Origin of the sequence: Hyphococcus sp., assembly GCF_965267305.1 — a bacterium.
GTDB lineage: Bacteria > Pseudomonadota > Alphaproteobacteria > Caulobacterales > Parvularculaceae > Hyphococcus.
On record NZ_OZ253945.1, the window covers coordinates 1,665,587 to 1,688,859 of the forward strand.

The following is a 23,273-nucleotide window of genomic DNA, read 5'->3' on the forward strand; positions in this document are numbered from 1 at the left end:
TGACCTTGGCATGAGCGCGCCCCTGACCCGCGAAGACTTCGAGACGCCGGAAGGCCGCAAGCGCGCCTTTCGCGAATTGATGCTGCGCGATCACGGGTTTTTGCGCACGGTCTATGACAATTCCCACGAGATCGCGCCAGGCAGGATGTGGCGCACCTACCAGCCCTCGCCGAAACATCTCGAGCGATGGGCGGCGCGCGGCGTCAAAACCGTCATCAACTTACGCGGACCGAAACCCACAGGTCAGCTTTTCCTTGAGGAAGAAGCCTGTGAACAATTGGGGCTGGCCCTCGTCAATTTCCGCGTCTATTCCCGCGAGGCCCCCTCAAAGGAAATTCTTCACGGCGCGCGCAAGCTGTTCGCCGAGATCGAATACCCGGCGATCATGCACTGCAAATCCGGCGCGGACCGCGCGGGACTCATGGCGACGTTGTTCCTGTTCTTTCACGAAGGCGTTCCGCTCGACCAAGCGCTCGATCAATTGTCGTTCAAATACGGCCATGTGAAAGCCGGCAAGACCGGCGTGATCGACGCGGCGTTAGCGCGCTATATCGCCTACGCAAAGGACAAAGGGATTTCTCTTTCAGATGTCGACGCGTTTTTCGGCTGGGTCGACCGCGACTACGACCCGGCGGAAGTGAAAGCGGCGTTCCATTCCAAAGGCTGGGGCGATTTGCTGACGGAAGTGATTTTAAGGCGGGAATAGTTAAGCCAGTTGCAGCGCCGCCTGGCGCGCATAGGCGCCTTGACGCTCCACAAGCTCATCATGGGTTCCGGTCTCGACGATGCGGCCGTTTTCCATCACCACAATCATGTCGGCGTCTTTCACCGTGGACAAACGATGCGCAATGACCAGCGTAGTCCGCCCTTTCGTTAATCGTTTCAGCGCATCCTGAATTTTCGCTTCCGACTCCGCATCGAGCGCAGACGTCGCTTCATCGAGGAGCAGGATCGGCGCGTCTTTCAGAAACGCGCGGGCAAGCGCCACGCGCTGGCGCTGACCGCCGGAGAGATTCGCGCCTCCCTCGCCCAGCACGGTGTCATAAGCGTTCGGGAGCTGCGCGATGAAGTCGTTCGCCGCGGCGTTCTCCGCCGCCTGAACGATTTCGGCGCGGGACGCGCCCGGGCGTCCGAAGGCGATGTTCTCCAGCGCCGACATGTTGAAGAGAACGGCCTCCTGCGACACCAGCGCCATGCGCGCGCGCAAGGATCGAAGCGTGACCTGCGTGATGTCTTCGCCGTCGATGAGAATGCGGCCCGATGTGGGCTCATAAAGCCGCGGCAGCAGATTCATCAGCGTCGACTTGCCCGCGCCCGACGCGCCCACCAGCGCCACCATCTTGCCCGCGGGAATGTCTAGCGACACGCCCTCCACCGCCTTGCTGTCGCCATAAGAGAACGACACATTCTCGAAGCGGATGGCGCCGGGCCCCGGCGGCAGATCGAAGGCGTCCGGCGCATTTTTAATCGACGGTTCAGCGTCGATCAGCGACAGCATCCGCTCGAAGGCGCCGAAGCCTTCCTGCATGACCGCGTTCAGCGTGCTTAGCCCCCGCGCCGGTTGCGACAGCATGCCAAGCGCGGCGAGAAACCCGGCAAAGTCGGAAAAGGCGACAGCGCCCGACGAAATCCGCTGCGCGACGACGCCGACGATCACGCCAATCGCAACCGAACCAGCGATGAAAACAACCGGTTCGTTCAAGGCGCGCGCATAGGCCATCTTCTTCAACACCGACAACCGGTCATCGAACGCGGCGCTCGCCCGTGCGCGTTCCAGCGGTTCGATCTGATAGGTCTTCACCATGCGCGCGCCGGAAACGCTTTCGCCGACCATCGCCGTCAGATCGCCAGCCTGTTCCTGCGCCTGCCGCGACGAGGCGCGCAGCACCTTGCCAATGCGCGCGACGAACAAACCCACCACTGCATAGATGCCGATAACGATGGCGAAGAGCACCGCGTCGAGCCACAGCATGGCGGCGCACAGCCCCGCAAAAGTGAGCGCGTCGCGCACGCCGTTGGAAAGGCGCGTCAAGGTTTCGCGCAGCACGGTGACGTCATTGGTGAACCGCGCCATGAACTGGCCGGAGACCTCGCTGCGCAATTGCGCGAAATCGAGCGACGTCATTTTGTCGAACATGTCGTTCTGAAGGTCCCGCAAGACCGACAATGCGACGCCGGCGTTGAGCCGGCTGATAGCGTAGAGCGCGCCGGCATAGACGAGGCCGAGCCCGGCGATGAGCGCCGGGCCGATCACCGTCACCCTGTCAAGCGACGGCGCCCCGCCGCCTTCCCCGGAAAGACCCGCAAACACCCATTTCACGCCAAAGGCGAAGCCCGCATTGATCGCCGCATAGACCGCCATGGCCGCCACAGCCAAAGCGAGCCGCGGCCAGTAGCGCGCGAGATAATCCCGCCACAACCGCCGGGCGAGCGAAACTGTCGACTGATCGGCCAAAGGGGCTCCTCTTCTTTCGGCCATTCTCGCGGGCGCCGCCGGTTGACGCAAGCTATTGACCCGGCGCGGAAAATGAGGAACCCCGAGACGATGTTGAAACGCCTTTTCAGAAGCCGCCCCGCCATGCAGGCCGCTGCGTGGCTGATCGGGGCTTATATCGGCCTCGTCTACGCGACCTCGCGCTGGACGCTGGAAGGCTACGATCACGTCGAAGCGGCGCTGAAAGACGGCAAAGGCGTCATCCTCGCCTTCTGGCACGGGCGGCTGCTGATGGCCGCCGCCGTCCGGCAACAGACCGACGCCCGCGTCTTCATGCTGATTTCGGCCCATCGCGACGGCGAGATCATCGCGCAGGGCGTCTCGCGCTTCGGGATCGAGTTTATCCGCGGCTCAGCGGCCAATCCGAAAAAGCCGGAAAAGAACAAAAGCGGCGCCTCCGCCATCGCCCAGATGGCCGCCGCCCTCAAAGAAAACGCCATTGTAGGCTTCACCCCGGACGGGCCGCGCGGTCCCGGCGAAAAGCTCAAACCCGGGGTCATCCGCCTCGCTCAGATGAGCGGCGCGCCGATCATCCCCGCCGCCTATTCCATCACCCGCGGCAAGCGCCTTTCCACCTGGGACAGGTTCCTCTTGGCCGCGCCCTTCTCAAAAGGCTATTACATAGCGGGGGCGCCCATCCATGTGCCGGCCGATGCAAGCGCCGAAACGCTGGAGCGGCTTCGCGCCGAAACCGAAGCTGCGCTCATCGCTGCAACGCGCGAGGCGGACAGGCTCGCCGGAAGAAAAACAGAAGAAGACAACGCTGGATGACGCCCGTGCGAGAACCTTTAGGCCTCAAAATCTACCGCACGGTCAGCCGCGCCGGGGCGCCGGTGGCGTCCTTCGCCCTGAAGCAACGCCTCAAGGCCGGCAAGGAAGACGAGAACCGCATCGGCGAGCGCCGCGGGGAGGCCGGCCGCCCTCGCCCTGAAGGCCCGCTCATATGGATTCACGGCGCCAGCGTCGGCGAGTCCCTTTCCGTCATTCCGCTGGTTGAGCGCCTGAAAGCCGGCCGGCCTGACTACAATTTCCTCGTCACCACGGGCACGGTGACGTCGGCGAAGCTGATGGAGGAGCGCTTGCCGCAAGGCGCGTTTCACCAGTTCATCCCGCTCGATCATCCGGACTATGTGCAGGCGTTTCTCGATCACTGGCGCCCAGATGCGGCGCTGTTTGTGGAATCGGAGTTCTGGCCGAACCTCATTCTTGCCGCGCGCGCCCGCGCGAAATTCATGGCGCTCGTCAACGGCCGCGTCTCGCCGCGCTCTTTCGAAGACTGGAAGCGCCAGCCCAACGCGATCAAATTCCTGCTCTCCTCCTTCGATCTCATCATTGCGCAGGATCCGCAAAATGCGGAACGCCTGTCGATCCTTTCAGGCCGCAGCATCGAAACCTATGGCAATCTCAAATACGCAGCGCCGCCCTTGCCCGGCGACGAGACCGCGCTTGAAAACCTTAAAAACCAGATCGGCGACCGCAAGCGCTGGCTCGCGGCGAGCACCCATCCGGGCGAGGAAGAGCCGGTCCTCAAAGCCGCGAAGATTCTGAAGAATGAATTCCCGGCGCTTCTAACCATTGTGACGCCCCGCCACCCGGCCCGCGGCGATGAAGTTGCCGGTCTGTGCGCAGCGCATGGCCTAACCTGCGCGCAACGCTCGAAAGACGATGCGATTGCGCCGGATACGGATGTTTACATCGCCGACACGCTGGGCGAACTCGGGCTTTTCTATCGCCTGTGCGAGGTGAGCTTTGTCGGCGGCAGCCTTGTGGACAAGGGCGGGCACAATCCGCTTGAACCTGCGCGGCTCGGGGCCGCCATTCTTCACGGACCCCATGTGTTCAACTTTGTCGAGACTTATCGCGAAATGCGACGCACCGGCGGCGCGGCGCTGACGCGCAATGAACGCGAAATCGCCTCCGCCATCACGCGTCTATTCGCAGATGGGAAAACCCGGGCGGCGATGACCGAGGCAGCGCGCCAGGCCGCCGAAGCCGGCGCGGAGCGCATTCTCGGCGAGGTTTGCGCCAAGATCGAGCCCGCCCTTCCGCTTGAGGCCGCCCACTGATGCGGGAACCCTGGTTCTGGCGCAGCGAGACGATTGCCGCCCGAAGCCTCCGCATGGCGCTCGCGCCCGTCGCGTCTCTCTATCAGGCCGGATACCAAACCCGCCTTGCGCTGGCGAAACCTCAACGCGCTTCCGTTCCCGTGATCTGCATCGGCAATGCGACGCTCGGCGGAACCGGCAAAACGCCTTTCGCCATGCTGGTCTCTGACATGCTGAAAGAAGAAGGCGTCAAGCCTTTCTTTCTGACGCGCGGGTTTCGCGGCGCCGAAGCAGGACCGCTTGTCGTCGATCCTGACAAACACGACGCTTGCGATGTCGGCGACGAGGCGCTGCTCCTCTCGCAACGGGCGAAGACCATCGTTGCGCGCGACCGGCCCAAAGGCGCAGCGCTTGCGGCAAAAGAAGGCGCGGATGCGATCATCATGGATGACGGGTTTCAAAACCCGTCGCTCACGAAGGACCTGTCGGTCCTGCTGATCGGCGAAGACGACAGCGGCGCGCTCTTTCCCGCCGGCCCGTTTCGCGAAAGCCTCGATCACGCAAAAGCCCGCGCGCAGATAACCGTCGCCATGGGACGAGACAAAAGCAGCGCGGATTTCCGCGCCTGGCTGGAACCCATAAACCCTGCGCCGGAACGCGTCATCGCCTTCGCCGGTATCGGCAAGCCGGAAAAGTTTTTCAAGACGCTGGAAGACGCCGGCTACGACCTGGTGCAGCGCGTCGGCTTTCCGGACCATCATATTTATACGGAAGCCGAAGAACGGTTTCTCGCCCGCGAGGGGCGGCGCGAAAAGGCGCGGCTCATCTGCACCGAAAAAGACGCGGTGAAACTAACCCCTGAGTTCCGCGCCGATGTGCTGACGCTTCCCGTTCGCATGCGCGTCGATGATCCGGCTGCATTGAAGCGCCGCCTGATGGCCGTTATCAACGAAGGCCGAAAGGGGCGCGCGGCGTGACCATGGCGCAGACCACAAGCCATATGGACGACATTCCCCTGCCCGAGCGGCGGGACCGGCCGGCGACGCTATTGCACCGGCTGGAGTTAGCGGCGGTGATCGCGCTGACCGGATTTTTCAAATTGCTCGGCGTCGATCTTGCTTCTGCGGTGGCCGGAAATTTCATGCGTCATATAGGCCCCCTCATCCGCCCGGTTTCGCGAAAAGCCGAACGGAGTCTCGAGCTCGTCTATCCCGACTGGACGAAAGCGCAGATCCGCGCCGTCACGAAAGACGTCTGGGAGAATGTGGGGCGCACGGCGGCGGAGTTTCCGCATCTGGAATATCTGCGCCAATTCGAAAGCAACGGCCGCGTCGAGATGATCGGCAAGGAAAAACTCGACGCCATCATCGCCAGCGACCAGCCGTCGATCCTTTTTGCGCCCCACTTCGCAAATTGGGAGCTGGTGCCGTCGATCCTCCACCATGCGGGGCTCGATTACAGTTTCGTCTATCGCGCCGCAAACAATCCGCTGACGGATGAATATATCATCAACCATCGCGGACGCGTGATGTCGCGCCGTCAGGTGCCGAAGGGAAAACGCGGCGGCCGGGCGCTCGTCGACGCCTTAAAAGAAGGCCGCTCCCTCGCCATGCTCGTCGACCAGAAATTGAACAGCGGTATTTCCGTTCCGTTCATGGGACTGCCCGCCATGACGGCGCCCGCGGCGGCGCGCCTCGCGCTCAAATATGATGCGCCGCTGGTCCAGATCAGTCTTGTCAGGTTAAAGGGCGCGCATTTCCGCTTCACGGTGCACGACCCGCTGGAGTTCACGCCGAGAGGCGATGTCGCCGACGACGTCGAAGCGCTGACCATTAAAATCAACGAAGCGCTGGAAGCGCAAATCCGCACCAATCCCGGCCAGTGGCTGTGGTTCCACCGCCGCTGGCCGAAAGAACTCTATTCAAAAGATCATTAGTCCATGCACATGCCGGCATAGGCGACATTGACGCCCTTCGCCGCTGCGGCGCAGGGGTTCGAATAGGTCTCGCCGTCGCAGCCGCAGACCGGCCGGTATTCCATGGTGCAGAGCTGGGGTTTCGGCCTGCACACGCCAGCCGCATCGGCGGTGTTTTTGCACGCGCCCAGTTCCATGGCGCAGTAGTCGCCTTCAGCCCCGCACTGAAATCCCGCAATGCCCCCGCACATGCCGCCGGTCTCGCCAATATCCGGCGTTGAGCCCGGCGCTTCGCCATCGTCTCCGCCCGCGTTTGCACATGCGGCCAGCAAGAAAAAGACGAAGGCCGAAAGGACACGCATCAGTCGTCGCATTCCTTGATCTGGACCTGCATGTAGTTTTTCTCCCCGATCTTGTCGATCAGTTCGAGCTGGGTCTCGAGATGGTCGATATGCTCTTCCTCGGATTCAAGAATGCGCACGAGCAGCGCGCGCGAGACGTAATCCTTGACGCTCTCGAAATAGGCGATCGCTTCCTTGTAAAGCGGATGGGCGCGATGCTCGGCCTTCAGATCGAGTTCGAGACATTCCTTCACCGACTCGCCGATATAGACCTTGTCGAGATCCTGAACATTGGGAAGGCCTTCGAGAAACAGGATGCGTTCGATGAGTTCGTCCGCATGCTTCATCTCATCGATGGATTCTTCATACTCGACTTTGGCGAGCCGCCCGAAGCCCCAGTTCTTGAACATGCGCGCATGCAGGAAATACTGGTTGACCGTCGTCAATTCCAATTTCAGGGCTTTGTTTAAATATTCGATGACTTTCTGGTCGCCTTTCATGGCGCGCGCTCTCCTGTTGATTCATTTCCGGCAGGATAGAGATCGAACACGCGCGTCCAAGGATAATCTTTGCAACCGACTCGCACTTGCGCAAAAAAATTGCGCATTGCACGCTAACGATTCTCAGATGCAGATTTTTCCAGCTTACTCAGCGGCGAGCAGCGGCGCGCTGTCGCCTTCATCGCGGGCGGCTTCGATCATCTGCGCCACATCGGGAAGACACTTGCCGCATTGCGGACGGCGCCCGCAGCGGCGGAAGACTTCGGCGACATTGCGCGCGCCATGGCTGGCGTCCGCCAATTGGCGGTCTTTCAGCGCGTTGCAGATGCACACATACATGGGTCTTCGCCGGCTTCCAGTTGCGCCGGCGCATGCCTGCCCCGGCCCATCAAAGATGGGTCAGTTAAGAATGATTGTCAATAACAAACCGTAAAGATTAGTTCCCGCCGGATGTGTCGGCTTGGGACGCTGCGACATTGGCGAGGGGGTCGAGGGTGAGCTGCGGATCCACCAGCTCCCCGTTCCATTTGAGGCTCCAGTGGAGATGAGGGCCGGTCGCCCGGCCCGTGGCGCCCACCGCCCCGATAATATCGCCCTTTTCGACCCGCTGGCCCGGCTCCACGTCGAGCCTGGACATGTGCATGAAGATAGAGAACAGCGTGTGCCCATGGTCGAGAAAGACCGCCCCGCCCTCGAAATAAAGATCGCCGTCAGCCAGCCGGACAATTCCGGGCGCCGGCGCGCGGATAGGCGTTCCCGTGGGCGCGGCGATGTCGAGGCCTGAATGGGGCCGCTTGGGCTCGCCATTGAGGATGCGCTGGGACCCGAAGACGCCGGAAATGCGGCCCGTCACCGGCCAGTCGAAGCCCACCGACCAGTCGGCAAGGCGCTGGCTCTCGGCCTGCGCGGCGGCTTTCAGCTTTGTGTCCGCCGCGATCTTGGCGAGCTGTTCTTCGGTGAACTCCGAAACCTTGGACTGGTCGAGGCCGTCGATGCGCTGCACCGGAAACTCCCGGTCCTCGATGTCGATGGAGCGGCGCTCCACCGTCCCATCGGGCAGCGTCACGACGACCAGCGCGGTGAGCGCGCTGTCGCGGCCGAAACCGAGGAGGAAGCGGCCGTCATCGTCCACCATCACGTCTTCGCCGTCGAGTTTTACCGTAGAGCCGATTTCGGTCTGGCCGAAGAGAATGCCGCCCTGCGCGAAGGATCCGTCGAGGGTGAAACGCTCCGGCGCGCCGGCGAAGACTTTCTGGCGCTCGGCGACCTCATTCATCGCTTCCATATAGTTCGCGCGCTTGGCGAGGTCTTCCTTGCCGCCGTCATCCTCGACATTGAAAACTTTGGTCGAAGGTTTTTCGGGCAGGCCTTCCGGTTCCTCCTGCGCAGCGGCGGGAAGCGCAAAAGAGGCGGCGAGGACAAACGCAAAAACGGACTTCATTTGGCGGCTCCTTTGAGACCGAACCCGATCATCGCCGCAGCGGCGTCGGCGTAAGGCTCTTGTTTGTCGACATTCCAGTAGCGAAGGGCGCGCAGGGGAATGCGCACGCCTGTGACCGCGCAAACCACATAGGCGCCGGGCTTCACGACGTGAAATTCCGCATCGTCATATTCGATGACAGCCTCGTCATCGGCGTTGAAGGATTCGAATGGATTCACCTTGCCGCTCACGCCTCATCCGATTTTCAAGGCTCCTCAATACCGCGCACGCAGGCCCCTAGTCAAAGAGCCGGGGCTGGCGCGGTTTGGCCGCTGATTTCTCTGGCTTCTTTGCGGTTTTTTGAGGACTCTTAGGCCCGCCCGCGCCGTCAAAAAGCACGCCCCTGACGCCATCGGCGAACTGGATTTCTCCCGCCGTCCCAGACGCCGCCTCCGCCGCCCGGCGGATGAGGCGGCCATCCTCGCCCCGCACCAGCGCAAAGCCCCGGTCGAGGACATTCTGATAGGAGACCGCAGCGAGGACCCGGGCCGAGGCCGCAAGGCGCGAGCGCCGGTCCACGAGGATGCGGTCGGTGCGCTCGGCGGCGCGCGACCACAACGCCGCAATTCTGTTTTCACGCACAGCGAAGGAATGGGCGAGAAGCCGCGGCGTCAGCCGCCCGCTGCACCTTGCGAGCGACGTCATGGAGGTCTCCAGTTTGCCGCGCAGCCCCGACCGCAATCCGTCCGAGGCGCGGTCGAGGCGCTGCGCCGCCGCGCCGAGAATGTCTTCGGGACGGCCGAGCCCGCGCGAGGCCGAGAGCAATGCCGAGCGCCGGGTTTCGAACATCCGCGTCACGGCGCCCGTGAAGCGGCGTTCCTTGTTCAGAACCTCGCTCAACAGATCCGCCCGCACCGGCACGGCGATTTCCGCAGCGGCGGTCGGAGTCGGCGCGCGCCGGTCGGCGACATAGTCGATGAGCGTCGTATCGGTTTCGTGTCCCACCGCGGAAATCAACGGAATCTCGCTCGCCGCCGCGGCGCGGGCCACGACTTCCTCGTTGAAGCACCAGAGGTCTTCGAGCGAACCGCCGCCGCGCGCGACGATAAGAAGGTCCGGACGCGGAACATCGCCGCCGGGCGCAATCGCGTTAAAGCCGCGAATCGCCTCGGCGATTTTTTCCTCCGCCCCTCTCCCTTGCACCAGCGTCGGCCAGACGATGACATGCCGGGGAAAGCGCTCGCGCAGGCGGTGGAGAATGTCGCGGATGACCGCGCCCGACGGAGACGTCACCACGCCGATCACCTCCGGCAGAAAGGGCAGCGGTCTTTTGCGCTCCGGCGCGAACAATCCTTCGGCGGCGAGTTTCTTCTTGCGCTCCTCAAAGAGCGCCATCAGCGCGCCGACGCCGGCGGGCTTGAGGGAATCGATGATCAGCTGATAACGCGACTGGCCGGGAAAGGTGCTCATGCGGCCGGTGGCGACCACCTCCATCCCCTGCTCGGGATTGATGGACAGCCGCGCGGCGTTGCCTTTCCACATGACACCGGAAATGACGGCTTTGTCATCTTTGAGATCGAGATAAAGATGCCCCGAGCCCGCCCGCGTGCAGCGGCCAAGCTCACCCTTGACGCGAACCAGCCCGAAAGCGTCCTCGATCGTGCGTTTGACGGCGCCCGACAGCTCCGAAACGCTATATTCGTGCAGATTGCCGATATTCCTCTCGCTCATTCTCGTGTTAAAGCATGTTTCACCGGGCGGGATAAGAGCGGCGTTTTTTGCAGCCCTCGCTGTAAGAGTTTCTTTTCAGCGCCGTTCCTTGTGTTGCAGATCACATCACAAACTCGCGCATATGCGTAGCAAGGCCCCTTGTTTTCGGGCCTCATCAGGTCGGGCGCCGATTTCGGGCTTCTCGCCCCTGACCAAAGTTAGTACCGGCATGGAGCGCGCTCGCCTAGGCAGGCCAGCCGCACCGGGGTGGAGCAAAGAAAGACGGAGAACCCTCGAAAGGGGAGAAAGAAATGATGAACAAGAAACTTCTGATCGGCGCCGCAGCCGCAGCCATCGCGCTTGGCGGTGTTGGCGTTAAAAGCCGATATTTTTCGGATGAAGCGGAAATGGCCGGAGCGCCTTTCCTGCATCCCTTGCTGATGGCGCGCGCCGCTTGCGGCGAAGAAAACGGCGCGCTGTCGAAACGCCGCGCTTTCTTCATCAAGGCGGCGAGCGCCTATGCGCAGGAGACGGAGCAGCCGGATACAAGCTCCATGCTGCGCTCCGATCTCGGCGCCATTTCCTATACGGTGACAACCTCAAAGCCGGAGGCGCAAGCCTGGTTCGATCAGGGCCTCGCCCACACCTACAATTTCAACCATGGAGAAGCGATCAACGCGTTCAAGCGCGCGCAGGAAATCGATCCCGATTGCGCCATGTGCTATTGGGGCGAATCTTTCGCCTGGGGTCCGAACATCAACGCGCCCATGAGCGACGATGCGGTGACGCCGGCCTGGGAAGCGCTGCAAAAGGCCATGTCCCTGCGCGATAAAGCGACTGCCAAGGAACAGGCGATCATCAATGCGCTGCACTACCGCTATTCCGAAGTGCAGCCCGCCGACCGGTCGAAGCTCGACAACGCCTTCGCCGACGCAATGGACGAGGTCGTGAAGAAATACCCGCAAGACGACTTCATCGCCTCACTCGCGGTGGAAGCGAACATGGACACGCAGCCCTGGGACTACTGGGCCGATGGCGGACGCACGCCGAAAGGCCGCACCGCACGCAGCATTTCTCTGCTCGACGGCGTGCTCGCCCGCAAACCGGATTGGCCTGCCGCGATCCATCTTTATATTCACATGACGGAAGCCTCGCGCGATCCATATCGCGCGCTTGAGCACGCCGACCGGCTGGGCGCGCTGACGCCCGGCCTCGGCCATCTCGTGCACATGCCGTCGCACACTTATTATGTGACCGGCAAATTCAAGGAATCGCTGGCGCAAAACATTGATGCAGTCGCGGCCGACGAAGCCTATCTCGACAGCGCCGACGCGTCGGTGATGTATGAATACGGGTATTTCACTCACAATATTCACTTCGCCCTGACCTCGGCGCAAATGGCCGGCGACGGCGCGACCGCGCTCGCCATGTCGAAAAAGCTCGATGAAAAGCTTCCGGTGGAAATGGCGGCGGCTGCGCCTTTCGTGCAGCCGATCAAGGCCGCGCCCTATTACGCCATGGTGCAGTTCTCTTCGCCTGAAGAAATTCTGGCGCTGGAAAATCCCGGCGACGCGCTGCCCTTCCTGAAAGCAACGTGGCACTACGCCCGCGGCGAAGCCTATGCGAAACTGGGCGATGCTGAGGCGGCCATGAAAGAAGCCGAAGCCATCAGCGCCATCGCCGCCGAGGCCGATCTTTCGCCACTGGTGAACGGCAATGTCCCGGCGCCGGAAGTCTTGAACATCGCCCGGCTGACGGTGCTGGCCCGCGCCAGCGCTGCGCAAGGCGACCTCGCGACCGCCATAGAAGCCATGGAAGAGGCTGCGGCCATCCAGGAAAACATTCCTTACATGGAGCCGCCCTGGTGGTATTACCCGTCGGCGCAAACGCTCGCCGGCTATCTCCTTCAGGACGGTCAGGCCGAACGCGCCGAACAGCTTTTCCTCGAAACGCTGACCGAAAGCCCCAACAACGCCTGGGTGCTGTACGGCCTTTCCGAGAGCTACAAGGCCCAGGGCGACAAGAACGCCGCGAAATACGCGACCGCGCTCTTCAAGGACGCCTGGATCGGCGGGAAGAACACCTATCCCGGCCTCGCCCAGCTTTAAACTTGCACCCAACCGCGCGGATTTGCCCCTCGCGCGGACCCTGCGATCGCTCCAAACTCCCCCACGGAGTTTGGAGCGATTGATTTATGGACGATAATCGGGGCGCGCTCTCAAGACGCACATTCTTCGCGGGGACCGGAACCGCCGCCTTCGCTGCGGCGCTCGGCCTTCCCATTCCGTTCGCGCGCTTCCTGCCCGCCGGGATCGTTCCCGTGGCGCTGGCGCAGGAAGGTCTTGAAGGGAAGGAAGGCCTGACCGTCCTCAGCGACCGGCCCTTGAACGCCGAAACGCCGGTTCATCTCCTTGACGAAAACGTCACCTCCGCCGCGCATATGTTCGTGCGCAACAACGGCCTGACGCCTGTTGTCACGGCGGAAGACGTCGCGAGCTGGACGCTGACTGTGGACGGTGAAGTGGAGACGCCGCTGACGCTGTCGATTGACGATCTGAAAAACAATTTCGAGCAGGTGACGCTGCAATTGCAGATCGAATGTGGCGGCAACGGACGCAAATTCATGACGCCCGCGGCGCGCGGCAATCAATGGACTTTCGGCGCCGTCTCCTGCGCCGACTGGACGGGCGTAAGGCTCCGCGATGTGCTGGCGCGCGCCGGTGTAAAACAGTCGGCGGTTTACACCGGCCATTACGGCGCGGACCTGCACCTCTCGGGCGATCCGGAGAAATCGCCGATCTCGCGCGGCGTTCCTCTCTCGAAAGCGCTCGAACCGCACACCCTCATCGCCTACGCCATGAACGGGGCCGACATTCCCCTCCTCAACGGTCATCCCCTGCGCCTCATCGCGCCGGGCTGGCCGGGATCGTGTTCGCAGAAATGGCTGACGCGCATAAGCTTGCGCGACCGCGAACATGACGGCGAGAAAATGACCGGCCAGTCCTATCGCGTGCCGAAATATCCCGTGGCGCCCGGAACCGAGGTTCCCGATGGGGACATGAAAGTCATTGAGTCGATGCCGGTGAAATCCATCGTCACCGCGCCGCAGACAGGCGCGCGCGTCAATACCGGCGAAGCCTTTGAAGTGCGCGGCCATGCCTGGGCCGGCGACAATGAGGTCGCCGCCATGGATGTTTCCGTCGATTTCGGCGCCACATGGGCGCGCGCCGACCTCGCCCGCCCCGCGAACCGCTATGCCTGGCAGCACTGGCGCGCAGGCGTTATGCTGCCCGAGCACGGCTATTATGAAATCTGGGCGCGCGCCACGGACGATGAAGGCCGGATGCAGCCGGCGACGCAGCCGGGATGGAATCCGCGCGGCTATCTCAACAATCTCATGCATCGCATCGCGGTGTTCGCCCTGTGACGCGCGCGCAAAATATACTGGCGCGCGTCGCTACCATCGCGGCCATGACATTATGCGTCATCTGGCTGACGGGGCTTTTCACGAAGCGGGGCGAACACCCCCCTGTCGCGCAACAATCTCACGCCACAGCGGGCGCGCCGGCTGAAGAGATGGCGCAAGCCTGGCACGGCGATATCAACTACATGCCCGCTTACGCCGCGCTCAATCCCTATGCAGCGCTTTCAGAAACCGCGGCGGCGTCCGCCTTCGATCCGGGTGACGATTATTGGGGCCTGCCGCGCTCGGAGGGATACGAAACCGTCGCCGCCTGGTGCGGCGCCTGCCACACGCTGCAGATCGTCATGCAACAGCGGCAGCCGCGCGACGGCTGGGACTATCTGCTTCACTGGATGGTGGAGAAACAGGGCATGGCCGAACCGCCCGCAGACATGCGCGCAGAAATGCTCGATTATCTGTCGAAAGAATTCGGCGGGTGATTAGTCGCCGCGATGCGCAATCGCCGACCGGAAAATCCAGTAGCCTGCCGCTGCGCCGATCAGGCCCGAGACCGCAAAAGTTCCATTCTGGATTGCAGCGCCGAGATGCATGAACGCGACGGAGGCCCATAATACCGCTTCCGAAAATGCGAAACAAACGGACGCCATCAGGACGGCAAGTGCAAGAAGCCCGGTTTTTTCGAGCATATAAACCCCAAGGAGAAACGCTGAGGATAACTGGGAATGCGTCTTTGGAAACGCCAATCACGAATTGTTTCTGTAGAAACTATTCGTCGTCATCCTCGCGGATCTGCTCGCGGATTTCATCGAGTTCTTTCTGGGTGTATTCCCCGTCCTCGCGCAGGGTCCATGACGGCTCGAACGCCTTCGGCCCGATGCCCGGCCGGTTGCCTTCAACCCCGCGCATCAGATTATCGTCGCCGGCGTCGGGCAGATTGTTGACGCTGCCCTGACTGCGCCGGAAGTCCTGCAGCGCTTCCATCTCGCCATAATCGCGCTGCTCGCGCAACGTCCTGACGACCGGTCCCGCTGTCGGCTCCGTGACGCCGCGTTCGCGGTCGCCTTTCAAAAGATCCGTCGCGCGGCTCCAGTCCTCGCCGCTCGCGCCCGGCCGCCAGCCGGAGCGGATTTCCGTGCGGCCCGCGCATTCGGCCTGCTTGTCCTCATTATCGAATTGCTCGGGACAGAAGATCGCAACGACGCCAGAGTCGCCCGGCAGGATCGCCGCCGCGCCTTCGGGCAGCTCCGCGCCATTCTCCATGCCCGGCAGCGCCACCTGCGGCAGGGTGAATGTGCGGCGGCCGAACACCGGCTCCTCGTCGAACATGTCGTCATTGGCGGGCGCTTCCTCCGCCGGTTCGGGGGGCGTCTCCTCGGCCAGCACCGGCTCCTCGGGCTCGGCGTCCTCGCCTTCTTCCTGGGCCTCGCTTTCATCGAAGCCTTCGCCCTCCTCCTCGCCGACGAACTCGTCGAGGCCGGCCATGGGATCGGCCTCGGGCTCTACGTCGAGAAGCGGCTGCTCGGCTTCAGGCTCGGGCAGGAGCGGCTCCTCCTCCGGCGCCGGCGCGATAAAATCGCCCCGCGCCGCCGGCACGGGATCTGGCATGAACGGCTCCGGGTCCTCGGCGGGCGGCGCGAATTGCGGCTCGAGATCGAGATTCAGCTCAGGTTCGGGCTCCGGTTCCTCAACGGGTTCAGGTTCCGGCTCAGGCTCCGGTTCAGGCTCCGGCTCCGGTTCTTCCGGCGCAGGCGGCTCCGGGGCCGGTTCGGGTTCAGGCTCAGGCTCTTCAACCGGTTCCGGTTCCGGCTCGGGCTCAGGTTCAGGCTCCGGTTCCGGCGTCGGCTCCAGATCGGGGTCGCGCAGATCGAGCTGGAGCGGCAGGGGCTCCACCAGCGTCACCTGGATGTAATCGCTCGGCGCATTGGGGATCCAGATCCGCACCCGCGCGAAGGTGGAAAGCAGGGTGAGCACGATGAGATTGATGGCGATGGCGAGCGCGATAGAAGCCCGCCGGCGGCGCTGATCGGTGGCGGAGAGATAATCGAGAAACCGCCCGCTCGCCCGGCCCCATGGCCCATAGAGTTTTCCCCAGGCTTTGGCCGCAGGGGCGAGCCATGAAGGCAGCCGCCCGCGCCGGGGCGGGTTTTTCTCCGCTTCTGGTGTCTTCGCCTCTTCCGTCATGCGAGAAAGAGTTGAGGGACGGGCCCGAGATCGGCAGACCGTTGATTGCCCAACCGTTGATTGCGAGGGCGCCGCCGCTTAAAGCCACGATGCGAAGCAAGGAGAACGGCCAAGTGAAAGTCCTGTTGGTTGGCGGCGGCGGCAGAGAGCATGCGCTGGGCTGGAAAATCGCGCAAAGCCCGCAATTGTCAAAGCTCTATCTGGCGCCTGGAAGCGCGGGGCTCAATCATCTTGGCGAAAAATTGTCCTTCGGAGACGGCGATATTAGGGCGATCGCTGATTTCGCCGCCGAAAACGCCGTGGACCTTGTTGTGGTGGGGCCGGAAGCGCCGCTCGCCGCCGGATTGGGCGATCTCCTCGCCGCGAAAGGCGTTCCGTGTTTCGGGCCGTCGAAACAAGCGGCGCAACTCGAATCCTCGAAAAGCTTCATGAAAGAGGTCTCGAGCGCCGCCGGCGCGCCAACAGCGGCCTATGGCCGTTTCACCGAGATTGAGCCCGCCAAAGCTTTCCTTCGCGACCAGACGGCGCCCTACGTCATCAAGGCGGACGGCCTCGCCGCCGGCAAGGGCGTCGTCATCGCCGAAACGCTGAAAGACGCCGACGCCGCAGTTGAGGACATGCTCGGCGGGCGCTTCGGCGATGCGAGCGCCGCCATTGTCATCGAGGAATTCATGCGCGGCGAGGAGGCGAGCTTCTTCGCTATCACCGACGGCGAGAACATTCTGCCCCTTATCGACGCGCAGGATCACAAGCGCGCCTATGACGGCGATGAAGGTCCGAACACCGGCGGCATGGGCGCCTATTCCCCGGCGCCGATCTTCACCGATAAAGTCCGGGAACGGACGATGAAGGAGATCGTCGAACCCGTCGTCGCGGAAATGAAAAATCGCGGAACGCCTTATGTGGGCGTGCTATATGCCGGGCTGATGATCGAGGACGAAAAACCGCGCCTTGTCGAATTCAATGCGCGCTTCGGCGACCCGGAATGCCAGATTTTGATGCGGCGGTTGAAGAGCGACCTGTTGCCGGTTCTTTTGAAGGCGGCGACGAGCAAACTCAAAAATGTCACCCTCGACTGGTCCGAAGACGCCGCGGCGCTCGTCGTGATGGCCGCGGACGGCTATCCCGGCGCCTACAAGAAAGGCTCGGAAATCAAGGGCGTCGACGCCGCGAACGCGCTTCCCGGCGTCGTTGTCTTTCACGCGGGCACGAAGGAAGAAAACGGAAAGCTCGTCGCGAATGGCGGGCGTGTCTTGAACGTCACCGCGATGGGCAAGGATATTCGCGAAGCGGTGACCCGCGCCTATGCAGGCGTTGCCGCCATCGACTGGCCGGGCGGATTTTACCGCAAGGATATCGGCTGGCGCGCGTTAGAGAGAGAGAAATGATCGCGCTTGAGGAATGGCGCAAGGCGGCGCGCAGTTTCACCTTCGCGGGCAACCGCATCGCCTATTGGGCGCCGGATGCGCCACAAGCGCACAAACCCTGGCTTCTTCTCATTCACGGCTTTCCAACCTCGTCCTGGGACTGGTCGGCCCTGTGGCTGGAGCTTGAAAAACATTTTAACCTCGCCGCGCTCGACATGCTGGGCTTCGGGCTTTCAGACAAGCCGGCGACTATCCGCTATTCGATTCTCGACCAGGCGGATCTGCAGGAAGCGCTGCTCGAACATCTGGGCGTCAGCGAGGCGCATCTTCTGGTTCATGATTACGGGAACACGGTCGGGCAGGAATTGCTCGCGCGCCAGAACGACCGAACGTTGAGTTTCGCGCTCAAATCCCTCGTCTTTCTGAATGGTGGGCTTTTCCCGGAACAGCACCGTGCGCGGCCCATTCAGAAGCTAGGCCTCTCTCCCCTCGGGCCGCTGATCGGCATGATGATGACGCGGGAAAAACTGCGCAAAAACTTCGATGAGATTTTCGGGCCGGACACAAAAGCCAGCGACGCGGAAATCGACGGCCACTGGGCGCTGATCAACGAGAACAACGGCCGGCGCGTCTTTCACAAGCTCCTGGAATATATCCCCGAGCGAAAAGTGATGCGCTCGCGCTGGGTCGGCGCGCTAAAAAACGCGACGGTTCCTTTGCGCCTCATTGACGGCGGCGCCGATCCGGTCTCCGGCAGGCATCTCTACGATTATTATCTGACCGAAGTGCCAAACGCAGACGCCGTGCTCTTCAAAGACATCGGCCATTACCCGCAAACCGAAGCGCCGGCGCGCGTTCTCTCGGCTTTTTTCGAGTTCCACCGCAAATTAAGGACTGTTCCCGCATGACTGCGTTCTTTTCGATCTTCATCACCGTTTTCCTCGCCGAGCTTGGCGACAAGACCCAGCTCGCCACGGTCCTTTTCGCCAGCGACGGCGGCAAGTCGAAGCTGATGGTGTTCGCGGCCGCCGCCCTCGCCCTGGTCGCCTCGACAGGGCTTGCCGTGCTCGCGGGCGCGGCCGCCGACAAATGGCTTTCGGCGCTGCCATTGAAGCTTATCGCCGGCGCAGGATTTGTTATTATCGGCGCCCTCATGATGCTCGACCATTTCCGGGCCGCATAAGACCAAAAAGGATTGCCATGACCGACGCCGCGGACTTCACCGGATTCGCCGACACGCCGGAGCATCTGAAATTCGATGAAGCCGCGCTTGACGCCTATATGCGCGAGAATGTCGAGGATTATGTCGGTCCCTTAAGCGTAAAGAAATTCAAGGGCGGCCAGTCGAACCCGACTTACCTCATCACGACGCCGGCGAAGAAATATGTCCTGCGCCGCAAGCCGCCGGGAAAGCTTCTCCCCTCCGCGCACGCTGTCGACCGCGAATACCGGGTGATGTCGGCCCTCGGGAAGGAAAACTTCCCTGTGCCGAAAACCTACGCGCTCTGCGAAGACGAGAGCGTCGTCGGGACGGCGTTTTTCATCATGGATTTCGTCGACGGCCGCATCTTCTGGGACGCCAGCCTGCCGGACGTCGACAAGGAAAAGCGCAAACCGCTTTATCACGCGCTGATCGACACGCTCGCCGACCTGCACAATATCGACTACCAGAAGATCGGCCTCAACGATTATGGCAAGCCGGGCAATTATTTCGAACGCCAGATCGGCCGCTGGTCGAAACAATATGAAGCGGCGGAGACATCGACCATCGAAGCGATGAACAATCTCATGAAGTGGCTGCCCACCGCCATTCCGTCCGATGACGCCACCTCGATTGTTCATGGCGACTACCGCTTCGATAATGCGATCATCCACCCGACCGAACCGAAAGTGCTGGCCATGCTCGACTGGGAATTGTCGACGCTGGGCCACCCCCTCGCCGACTTCACCTATTTCCTGATGGTCTGGCACATGCCGGCAAGCGTGCGCGGGGGCCTCCTTGGCGCCGATCTCGACGCGCTCGGCATTCCGACCGTCGTCGAAGCGGTGGCGCGATACTCGAAACGGACGGGGCGCGACGGAATTCCCGATGTCAATTTCTGCCTCGCTTACAACATGTTCCGTCTCGCCTCGATCATTCAGGGCGTTTACGCGCGCTCGCTGCAGGGCAACGCCTCCTCCCCCGCTGCGAAACAGATGGGCGCGCAAGTGCAGCCGCTCGCTGCGCTCGCCTGGAGTTTCGCGGTGAAGGCGGGGGCGTAACTACAGTCTGATGACGATCCCGACTCTGCAAACAGACCGGCTGACCTTGCGCGCGCCGTCGAAAGACGACTTTTCCATCTATCATGATTTTTATGCGGATGAAGACGCATCCGCCGCCTATGGCGGTCCTTTGCCGGCGCATCTGGCGTTCAGAAAACTCGCCGCCGATCTCGGGCACTGGCCATTGCGCGGCTACGGCATGTGGTCGCTAGAGGAGCGCGATAGCGGCGAGATGATCGGCGGCGCCGGGCTTGTCTGGCCGGAGGGCTGGCCGCGTTCTGAACTGACCTGGTGGATCATCCCCTCGGCGCGCCGCAAGGGCTATGCGCTCGAAGCCTCGCGCGCCGTCATCGCCTACGCCTATGACAAACTGAACTGGGCGCAGGTCGAGACCCATATGAATGACGACAATGACGCCGCCCGAAAGCTGGCGCTCAAACTGGGCGGCAAGGTCATCGCCCGGGAACAATTTCCTGACAACCACACAAGAGACGTTTATCATCTGCCCCCAGAGTAGTAGCGGGCGGGCTCAATGCAAAACGAACTCATCCTGACCCTCGGTCATCTCGGCGTCATCGCTGCGTTGGGGCTCGTCGGCGCTCTTCTCTTCCGAAAGAGCTTCAACGCCGGATGGTTCCTCGGCGCGCTCCTCCTTTACGCTCTCTATAATTTCCTGCTGACCCGCGGTTTCTACGCGATTCCGAACTGGCCCGAAGGCGCGGACTGGAACTGGCTCGGAAAGATCGCGTCGTTCACCGGCATGCTGGTTATCGCGGCGCTGCCGATGTTCGGCTTCAAGCGCGTCGGACTAACGCTGAAACAAAATCCGGGATCGATTTCCGCCTATATCCTTTTCGCCGCGCTTTCGGCGCTCTTTTTCTATTTCGCAATTTCGGGCGCAGACGGCGAACCCGACACTCTAGAAACCATCGCCTTTCAGTGGACCATGCCGGGGCTTGATGAAGAACTGTTCTTCCGCGGCGTGTTGCTGCTCGCCATGAACGAGGCGTTCAGAAAGGCCGCCAACATTCTCGGCGCACCGATCACCTGGGGCGGTCTTCTGACATGCGTTTTGTTTGGCCTCGTTCACGGCATGGATTACGGCGCGGAAGGATTTTCCTTCGACGCCATGATGTTCGCCGTCACCGGCGGGCCGTCGCTCTTGCTGTTGTGGATCCGCGAGAAAACCGGAAGCCTGCTCTTGCCGATCCTCGCCCACAACATCGCGAATGGCGCATCGACGCTGTTCTAGGGCTTAAGCAGCGCCACCAACAATACGACAATCAACACCGCCCATCCGGTCATGATCGCAATCGGCGCGGCGATGACGCCAATGGCCGACAGCATCACAGACAGAAACCCCAGATGCGCGACCGCGGCGGCGACTTGTCCGGTGAGCGCCCATCCTGCGCGTCCGCGCGCAAGCACGGCCGACTCGAGCCCGAGCGAAGCGATCTGAAACAACTGCGCAAAGGCCATCAGCGCAATCAGCGGCGCGGCGGCGAGAAACTCCTCTCCCCCGATCCCGACGGCCAGATGACGGCGCAACAGGAAATACAGCCCCACAATCGGAAGCGCGATGAGGATCGCCGTTCCGATGGACTGGAACGCGACCTTCGCCATTTTGTGACGGCCTTCCTCCGCTTCGATCTTCGAAAGCTCCGGAAAGCTCGCCTGATTGAACATGGTGACGGGCTGCGCCAACACATTGGCGAGATTGTAGGCGATGCGGAAGAGCGCCGCCGCGGCCGGGCCCAACACGCCGCCGACAATCAGCAGGGGCACGTTATTGTGCATGAGATCGATGGAGCTCGAAAAATTCGTCTTGATCATGAAGGGGAGCCAGGCGCCGTCCGCCTTGCGCTCAGCCTTGCCGAAGAGTTTCGGCGTCAGGTTTTTCTGTTGCAGTTCGCGCCAGCCGAGAATCCACAGGCTCGCCCCGTGCACGAACACGCTGGCGATCCAGACGATGAGAAAGGCGCCGACGCTCGCCTCCGTCAGCCACAATATGATCGCGCCGACAAAACGAATGAGCGGCATCAGCGTCAGTTGCCAGCCGAGCAGTTTGAACTTGTCGTAAAGCCGCAGAACGCCCGTCGGCGTCGCGGCGATCAGGAACGGCGTCGCGAAACAATAGACGGTGATCAGCCCGCGAATGTCGTCGGACCATTGGAACCATCGCGCCGCGAGCGGCGCTGCCGCAAGAGCGATAACGACGGACGCAACGCCGCTCAAAAGATCGAGGCGGATCGTGTAGCGCATGAGATCCCTGAATCGCGCCTCGTCCCCATCGCGGATCATGGGCGACCCGAACCGGATCACCGCCTGCCAGGACTGGAACCGGGCGACCCCCGCGATCACTGTGGCATAAGCGTGGGCGAGAACGAGGGCGCCCATGCCCTCCGGCCCGAGCCCGCGCGCGGCGATGGCGAGATAGGCAAGGCTCAAAATCCCGCCCGCCGCCTTGCCGGAAAGGAGCTTGCCGGCGTTCGCCATGATGCGGCGCACCGGCCCGCCTTGCCGTTTTTCCTTGTCGCTGGCCGTCATCGCCCTTCCCGTTTTCAAAGCTCCGTGAAATAGGGGTTGTTTGGCCCGGTTTTCAATCGCGCTGCGCCGCCGTTTGCCGGCTCATTGCCTCCGTGATCGTCATCGCTTATGGGTCACGCAAGGGGACCGGGCGCGAAGACCAGTAATTCATGAGTGGCGGGCAGCAGAAGAAGTATCATTTCGTCATCATGGCCGCACAGCGCGCCGGGGTGGTTAATCCGCTGGCCGAAGCGGCCTGCGTCAGCCACAAGTGCCTTGTCGAAATCGACGGAAAATCGCTGATCGAGCGCACCCTGACGGAAATCCTCGCAAGCGGCCTCGCCCGCCGAATAAGCGTTTCCATTGAGGACATCGCGCCCCTGACAAGCGACAGCTATGTGCGCGGCCTGATGGATGCGGGGCTGGTCCGCTTCGTTAAATCAACGGGCAACCTTTTTGACAGCGTCGCGGCGGCGCTCGCCGATGACGACGACCTTCCCGCCATCATCACGACAGCCGACAATGTGCTGTTCCGGGGCGAAATGTACCGCTATTTCGCTGAGCGCGCTGAACAGCATGACGCCTCCGCAGCGCTGTGCAGCAAGGAAACGCTCGCCTCCAAATATCCGGAAGGACAGCCGCGCTTCCACCGCTTCCGCGACGGACAATACACAAACTGCAACACTTTTGGGATCATGAACCGCAAGGCGGTAAACGCGGCGGAGATCTTCCGGGGCGGCGGCCAGTTTCTCAAAGCCTCGCCCTTGCGCGCAGTGATAACTTTCGGCCTGTTGAACGCTATCGGCTACAGAAACGGCTGGTTCACGCTTGAAGGCGCCTTCAGGAGACTGAGCCGGAAGTTCCATGCCGACATCGGCGTGGTCGACATGCCCTTCCCCGAAGCGCCCATCGACGTTGATAATGAGAAAACGCTCGCAATCGCAAGCCGGATCATCGCCGGAAGAAAAGCCGCAACGCGCGCGTAAGCGGGGATCGGCATGGCGCTGGCCTTGTTCGCGGCTTGTCGAGACCAATGCCTTTTTAGAAAACCAGACAACAAAAAAGCCGGCCTTTGGCCGGCTTTTCCG

General features: G+C 62.2%; 25 protein-coding genes. 15 read left to right on the forward strand and 10 right to left on the reverse strand.

Going from position 1 to position 23,273, the window contains the following annotated elements:
- The first annotated feature begins 10 nt into the window (after positions 1-10).
- Entirely contained in the window at positions 11-706 is a 696-nt protein-coding gene (locus ACQY5P_RS07870; protein WP_428410187.1) for a fused DSP-PTPase phosphatase/NAD kinase-like protein, read from the forward strand.
- Here the strand turns inward: ACQY5P_RS07870 and ACQY5P_RS07875 are convergent, their stop codons facing one another.
- Entirely contained in the window at positions 707-2,455 is a 1,749-nt protein-coding gene (locus ACQY5P_RS07875; RefSeq protein WP_428410188.1) for an ABC transporter ATP-binding protein, read from the reverse strand.
- 90 nt (positions 2,456-2,545) lie between these two features.
- On the opposite strand from ACQY5P_RS07875, the gene ACQY5P_RS07880 reads away from it, so the two are divergent.
- The 4 genes from ACQY5P_RS07880 to ACQY5P_RS07895 are packed head-to-tail and all read left to right on the forward strand — an operon-like array spanning position 2,546 to position 6,475.
- A complete protein-coding gene (locus ACQY5P_RS07880; RefSeq protein WP_428410189.1) occupies positions 2,546-3,265 on the forward strand; it encodes a lysophospholipid acyltransferase family protein in 720 nt (239 codons plus the stop codon).
- Complete coding sequence (locus tag ACQY5P_RS07885) at positions 3,262-4,560, forward strand: 3-deoxy-D-manno-octulosonic acid transferase (protein WP_428410190.1); 1,299 nt, start codon at positions 3,262-3,264, stop codon at positions 4,558-4,560. Before ACQY5P_RS07880 ends, ACQY5P_RS07885 begins: the two co-directional genes overlap by 4 nt.
- The gene (lpxK, locus tag ACQY5P_RS07890) at positions 4,560-5,516 is read left to right on the forward strand and encodes a tetraacyldisaccharide 4'-kinase (protein ID WP_428410191.1); all 957 of its coding nucleotides are present in this window, start codon (positions 4,560-4,562) and stop codon (positions 5,514-5,516) included. Before ACQY5P_RS07885 ends, lpxK begins: the two co-directional genes overlap by 1 nt.
- 2 nt (positions 5,517-5,518) lie before the next feature.
- Positions 5,519-6,475 (forward strand): lysophospholipid acyltransferase family protein, encoded by a 957-nt coding sequence (locus tag ACQY5P_RS07895; RefSeq protein WP_428410192.1) that lies wholly within the window; start codon positions 5,519-5,521, stop codon positions 6,473-6,475.
- Here ACQY5P_RS07895 and ACQY5P_RS07900 read toward each other — a convergent pair.
- The 6 genes from ACQY5P_RS07900 to xseA form a co-directional block, all read right to left on the reverse strand.
- Positions 6,472-6,816 (reverse strand): Kazal-type serine protease inhibitor family protein, encoded by a 345-nt coding sequence (locus tag ACQY5P_RS07900; protein WP_428410193.1) that lies wholly within the window; start codon positions 6,814-6,816, stop codon positions 6,472-6,474. The two genes, ACQY5P_RS07895 and ACQY5P_RS07900, sit on opposite strands and share 4 nt — an antisense overlap.
- On the reverse strand, positions 6,816-7,295 hold the full coding sequence (bfr, locus tag ACQY5P_RS07905) for a bacterioferritin (RefSeq protein WP_428410194.1): 480 nt from the start codon (positions 7,293-7,295) through the stop codon (positions 6,816-6,818). The genes ACQY5P_RS07900 and bfr overlap by 1 nt, the downstream gene beginning before the upstream one ends.
- 144 nt (positions 7,296-7,439) lie before the next feature.
- A complete protein-coding gene (locus ACQY5P_RS07910; protein WP_428410195.1) occupies positions 7,440-7,634 on the reverse strand; it encodes a (2Fe-2S)-binding protein in 195 nt (64 codons plus the stop codon).
- Between the two features lie 97 nt (positions 7,635-7,731).
- Positions 7,732-8,736 carry a M23 family metallopeptidase gene (locus ACQY5P_RS07915; protein WP_428410196.1) on the reverse strand — a complete coding sequence of 335 codons (1,005 nt, stop codon included), beginning with the start codon at positions 8,734-8,736 and terminating at the stop codon, positions 7,732-7,734.
- Positions 8,733-8,966, reverse strand: a complete 234-nt coding sequence (locus ACQY5P_RS07920) for a DUF2093 domain-containing protein (protein ID WP_428410197.1) — start codon at positions 8,964-8,966, stop codon at positions 8,733-8,735. The genes ACQY5P_RS07915 and ACQY5P_RS07920 overlap by 4 nt, the downstream gene beginning before the upstream one ends.
- A 46-nt stretch (positions 8,967-9,012) precedes the next feature.
- Complete coding sequence (gene xseA / locus ACQY5P_RS07925; RefSeq protein ID WP_428410198.1) at positions 9,013-10,446, reverse strand: exodeoxyribonuclease VII large subunit; 1,434 nt, start codon at positions 10,444-10,446, stop codon at positions 9,013-9,015.
- A gap of 290 nt (positions 10,447-10,736) precedes the next feature.
- Between xseA and ACQY5P_RS07930 the strand changes: the two genes are divergently transcribed.
- The 3 genes from ACQY5P_RS07930 to ACQY5P_RS07940 all read left to right on the forward strand — a co-directional run bounded on the left by ACQY5P_RS07930 (position 10,737) and on the right by ACQY5P_RS07940 (position 14,328).
- Positions 10,737-12,533, forward strand: a complete 1,797-nt coding sequence (locus ACQY5P_RS07930) for a tetratricopeptide repeat protein (RefSeq protein ID WP_428410199.1) — start codon at positions 10,737-10,739, stop codon at positions 12,531-12,533.
- An 86-nt stretch (positions 12,534-12,619) separates the two neighbouring features.
- Entirely contained in the window at positions 12,620-13,852 is a 1,233-nt protein-coding gene (locus ACQY5P_RS07935) for a sulfite oxidase (RefSeq protein ID WP_428410200.1), read from the forward strand.
- Positions 13,849-14,328, forward strand: coding sequence for a hypothetical protein (locus ACQY5P_RS07940; protein ID WP_428410201.1), 480 nt, complete (start codon positions 13,849-13,851; stop codon positions 14,326-14,328). The genes ACQY5P_RS07935 and ACQY5P_RS07940 overlap by 4 nt, the downstream gene beginning before the upstream one ends.
- On the opposite strand, the gene ACQY5P_RS07945 is transcribed toward ACQY5P_RS07940, so the two are convergent.
- A complete protein-coding gene (locus ACQY5P_RS07945; RefSeq protein WP_428410202.1) occupies positions 14,329-14,535 on the reverse strand; it encodes a hypothetical protein in 207 nt (68 codons plus the stop codon).
- 79 nt (positions 14,536-14,614) lie between these two features.
- Positions 14,615-16,030 carry a hypothetical protein gene (locus tag ACQY5P_RS07950; RefSeq protein ID WP_428410203.1) on the reverse strand — a complete coding sequence of 472 codons (1,416 nt, stop codon included), beginning with the start codon at positions 16,028-16,030 and terminating at the stop codon, positions 14,615-14,617.
- Between the two features lie 113 nt (positions 16,031-16,143).
- Here ACQY5P_RS07950 and purD point away from each other — a divergent pair, with 113 nt between their 5' ends.
- The 6 genes from purD to ACQY5P_RS07980 are packed head-to-tail and all read left to right on the forward strand — an operon-like array spanning position 16,144 to position 20,911.
- Entirely contained in the window at positions 16,144-17,418 is a 1,275-nt protein-coding gene (purD, locus tag ACQY5P_RS07955) for a phosphoribosylamine--glycine ligase (protein WP_428410204.1), read from the forward strand.
- Positions 17,415-18,305: an alpha/beta fold hydrolase gene (locus ACQY5P_RS07960; protein WP_428410205.1), complete on the forward strand. Its 891-nt coding sequence runs from the start codon at positions 17,415-17,417 to the stop codon at positions 18,303-18,305. The genes purD and ACQY5P_RS07960 overlap by 4 nt, the downstream gene beginning before the upstream one ends.
- On the forward strand, positions 18,302-18,580 hold the full coding sequence (locus tag ACQY5P_RS07965) for a TMEM165/GDT1 family protein (protein WP_428410206.1): 279 nt from the start codon (positions 18,302-18,304) through the stop codon (positions 18,578-18,580). The genes ACQY5P_RS07960 and ACQY5P_RS07965 overlap by 4 nt, the downstream gene beginning before the upstream one ends.
- A 17-nt stretch (positions 18,581-18,597) precedes the next feature.
- The gene (locus ACQY5P_RS07970; protein ID WP_428410207.1) at positions 18,598-19,659 is read left to right on the forward strand and encodes a phosphotransferase family protein; all 1,062 of its coding nucleotides are present in this window, start codon (positions 18,598-18,600) and stop codon (positions 19,657-19,659) included.
- 10 nt (positions 19,660-19,669) lie between these two features.
- Complete coding sequence (locus ACQY5P_RS07975) at positions 19,670-20,176, forward strand: GNAT family N-acetyltransferase (RefSeq protein ID WP_428410208.1); 507 nt, start codon at positions 19,670-19,672, stop codon at positions 20,174-20,176.
- A gap of 15 nt (positions 20,177-20,191) precedes the next feature.
- On the forward strand, positions 20,192-20,911 hold the full coding sequence (locus ACQY5P_RS07980; protein WP_428410209.1) for a CPBP family intramembrane glutamic endopeptidase, BDIM_20840 family: 720 nt from the start codon (positions 20,192-20,194) through the stop codon (positions 20,909-20,911).
- Here ACQY5P_RS07980 and ACQY5P_RS07985 read toward each other — a convergent pair.
- Positions 20,908-22,206 (reverse strand): lipopolysaccharide biosynthesis protein, encoded by a 1,299-nt coding sequence (locus ACQY5P_RS07985; RefSeq protein ID WP_428410210.1) that lies wholly within the window; start codon positions 22,204-22,206, stop codon positions 20,908-20,910. The two genes, ACQY5P_RS07980 and ACQY5P_RS07985, sit on opposite strands and share 4 nt — an antisense overlap.
- Positions 22,207-22,355: 149 nt before the next feature.
- Between ACQY5P_RS07985 and ACQY5P_RS07990 the strand changes: the two genes are divergently transcribed.
- Positions 22,356-23,171 (forward strand): NTP transferase domain-containing protein, encoded by an 816-nt coding sequence (locus ACQY5P_RS07990; RefSeq protein ID WP_428410211.1) that lies wholly within the window; start codon positions 22,356-22,358, stop codon positions 23,169-23,171.
- Positions 23,172-23,273: the final 102 nt, after the last annotated feature.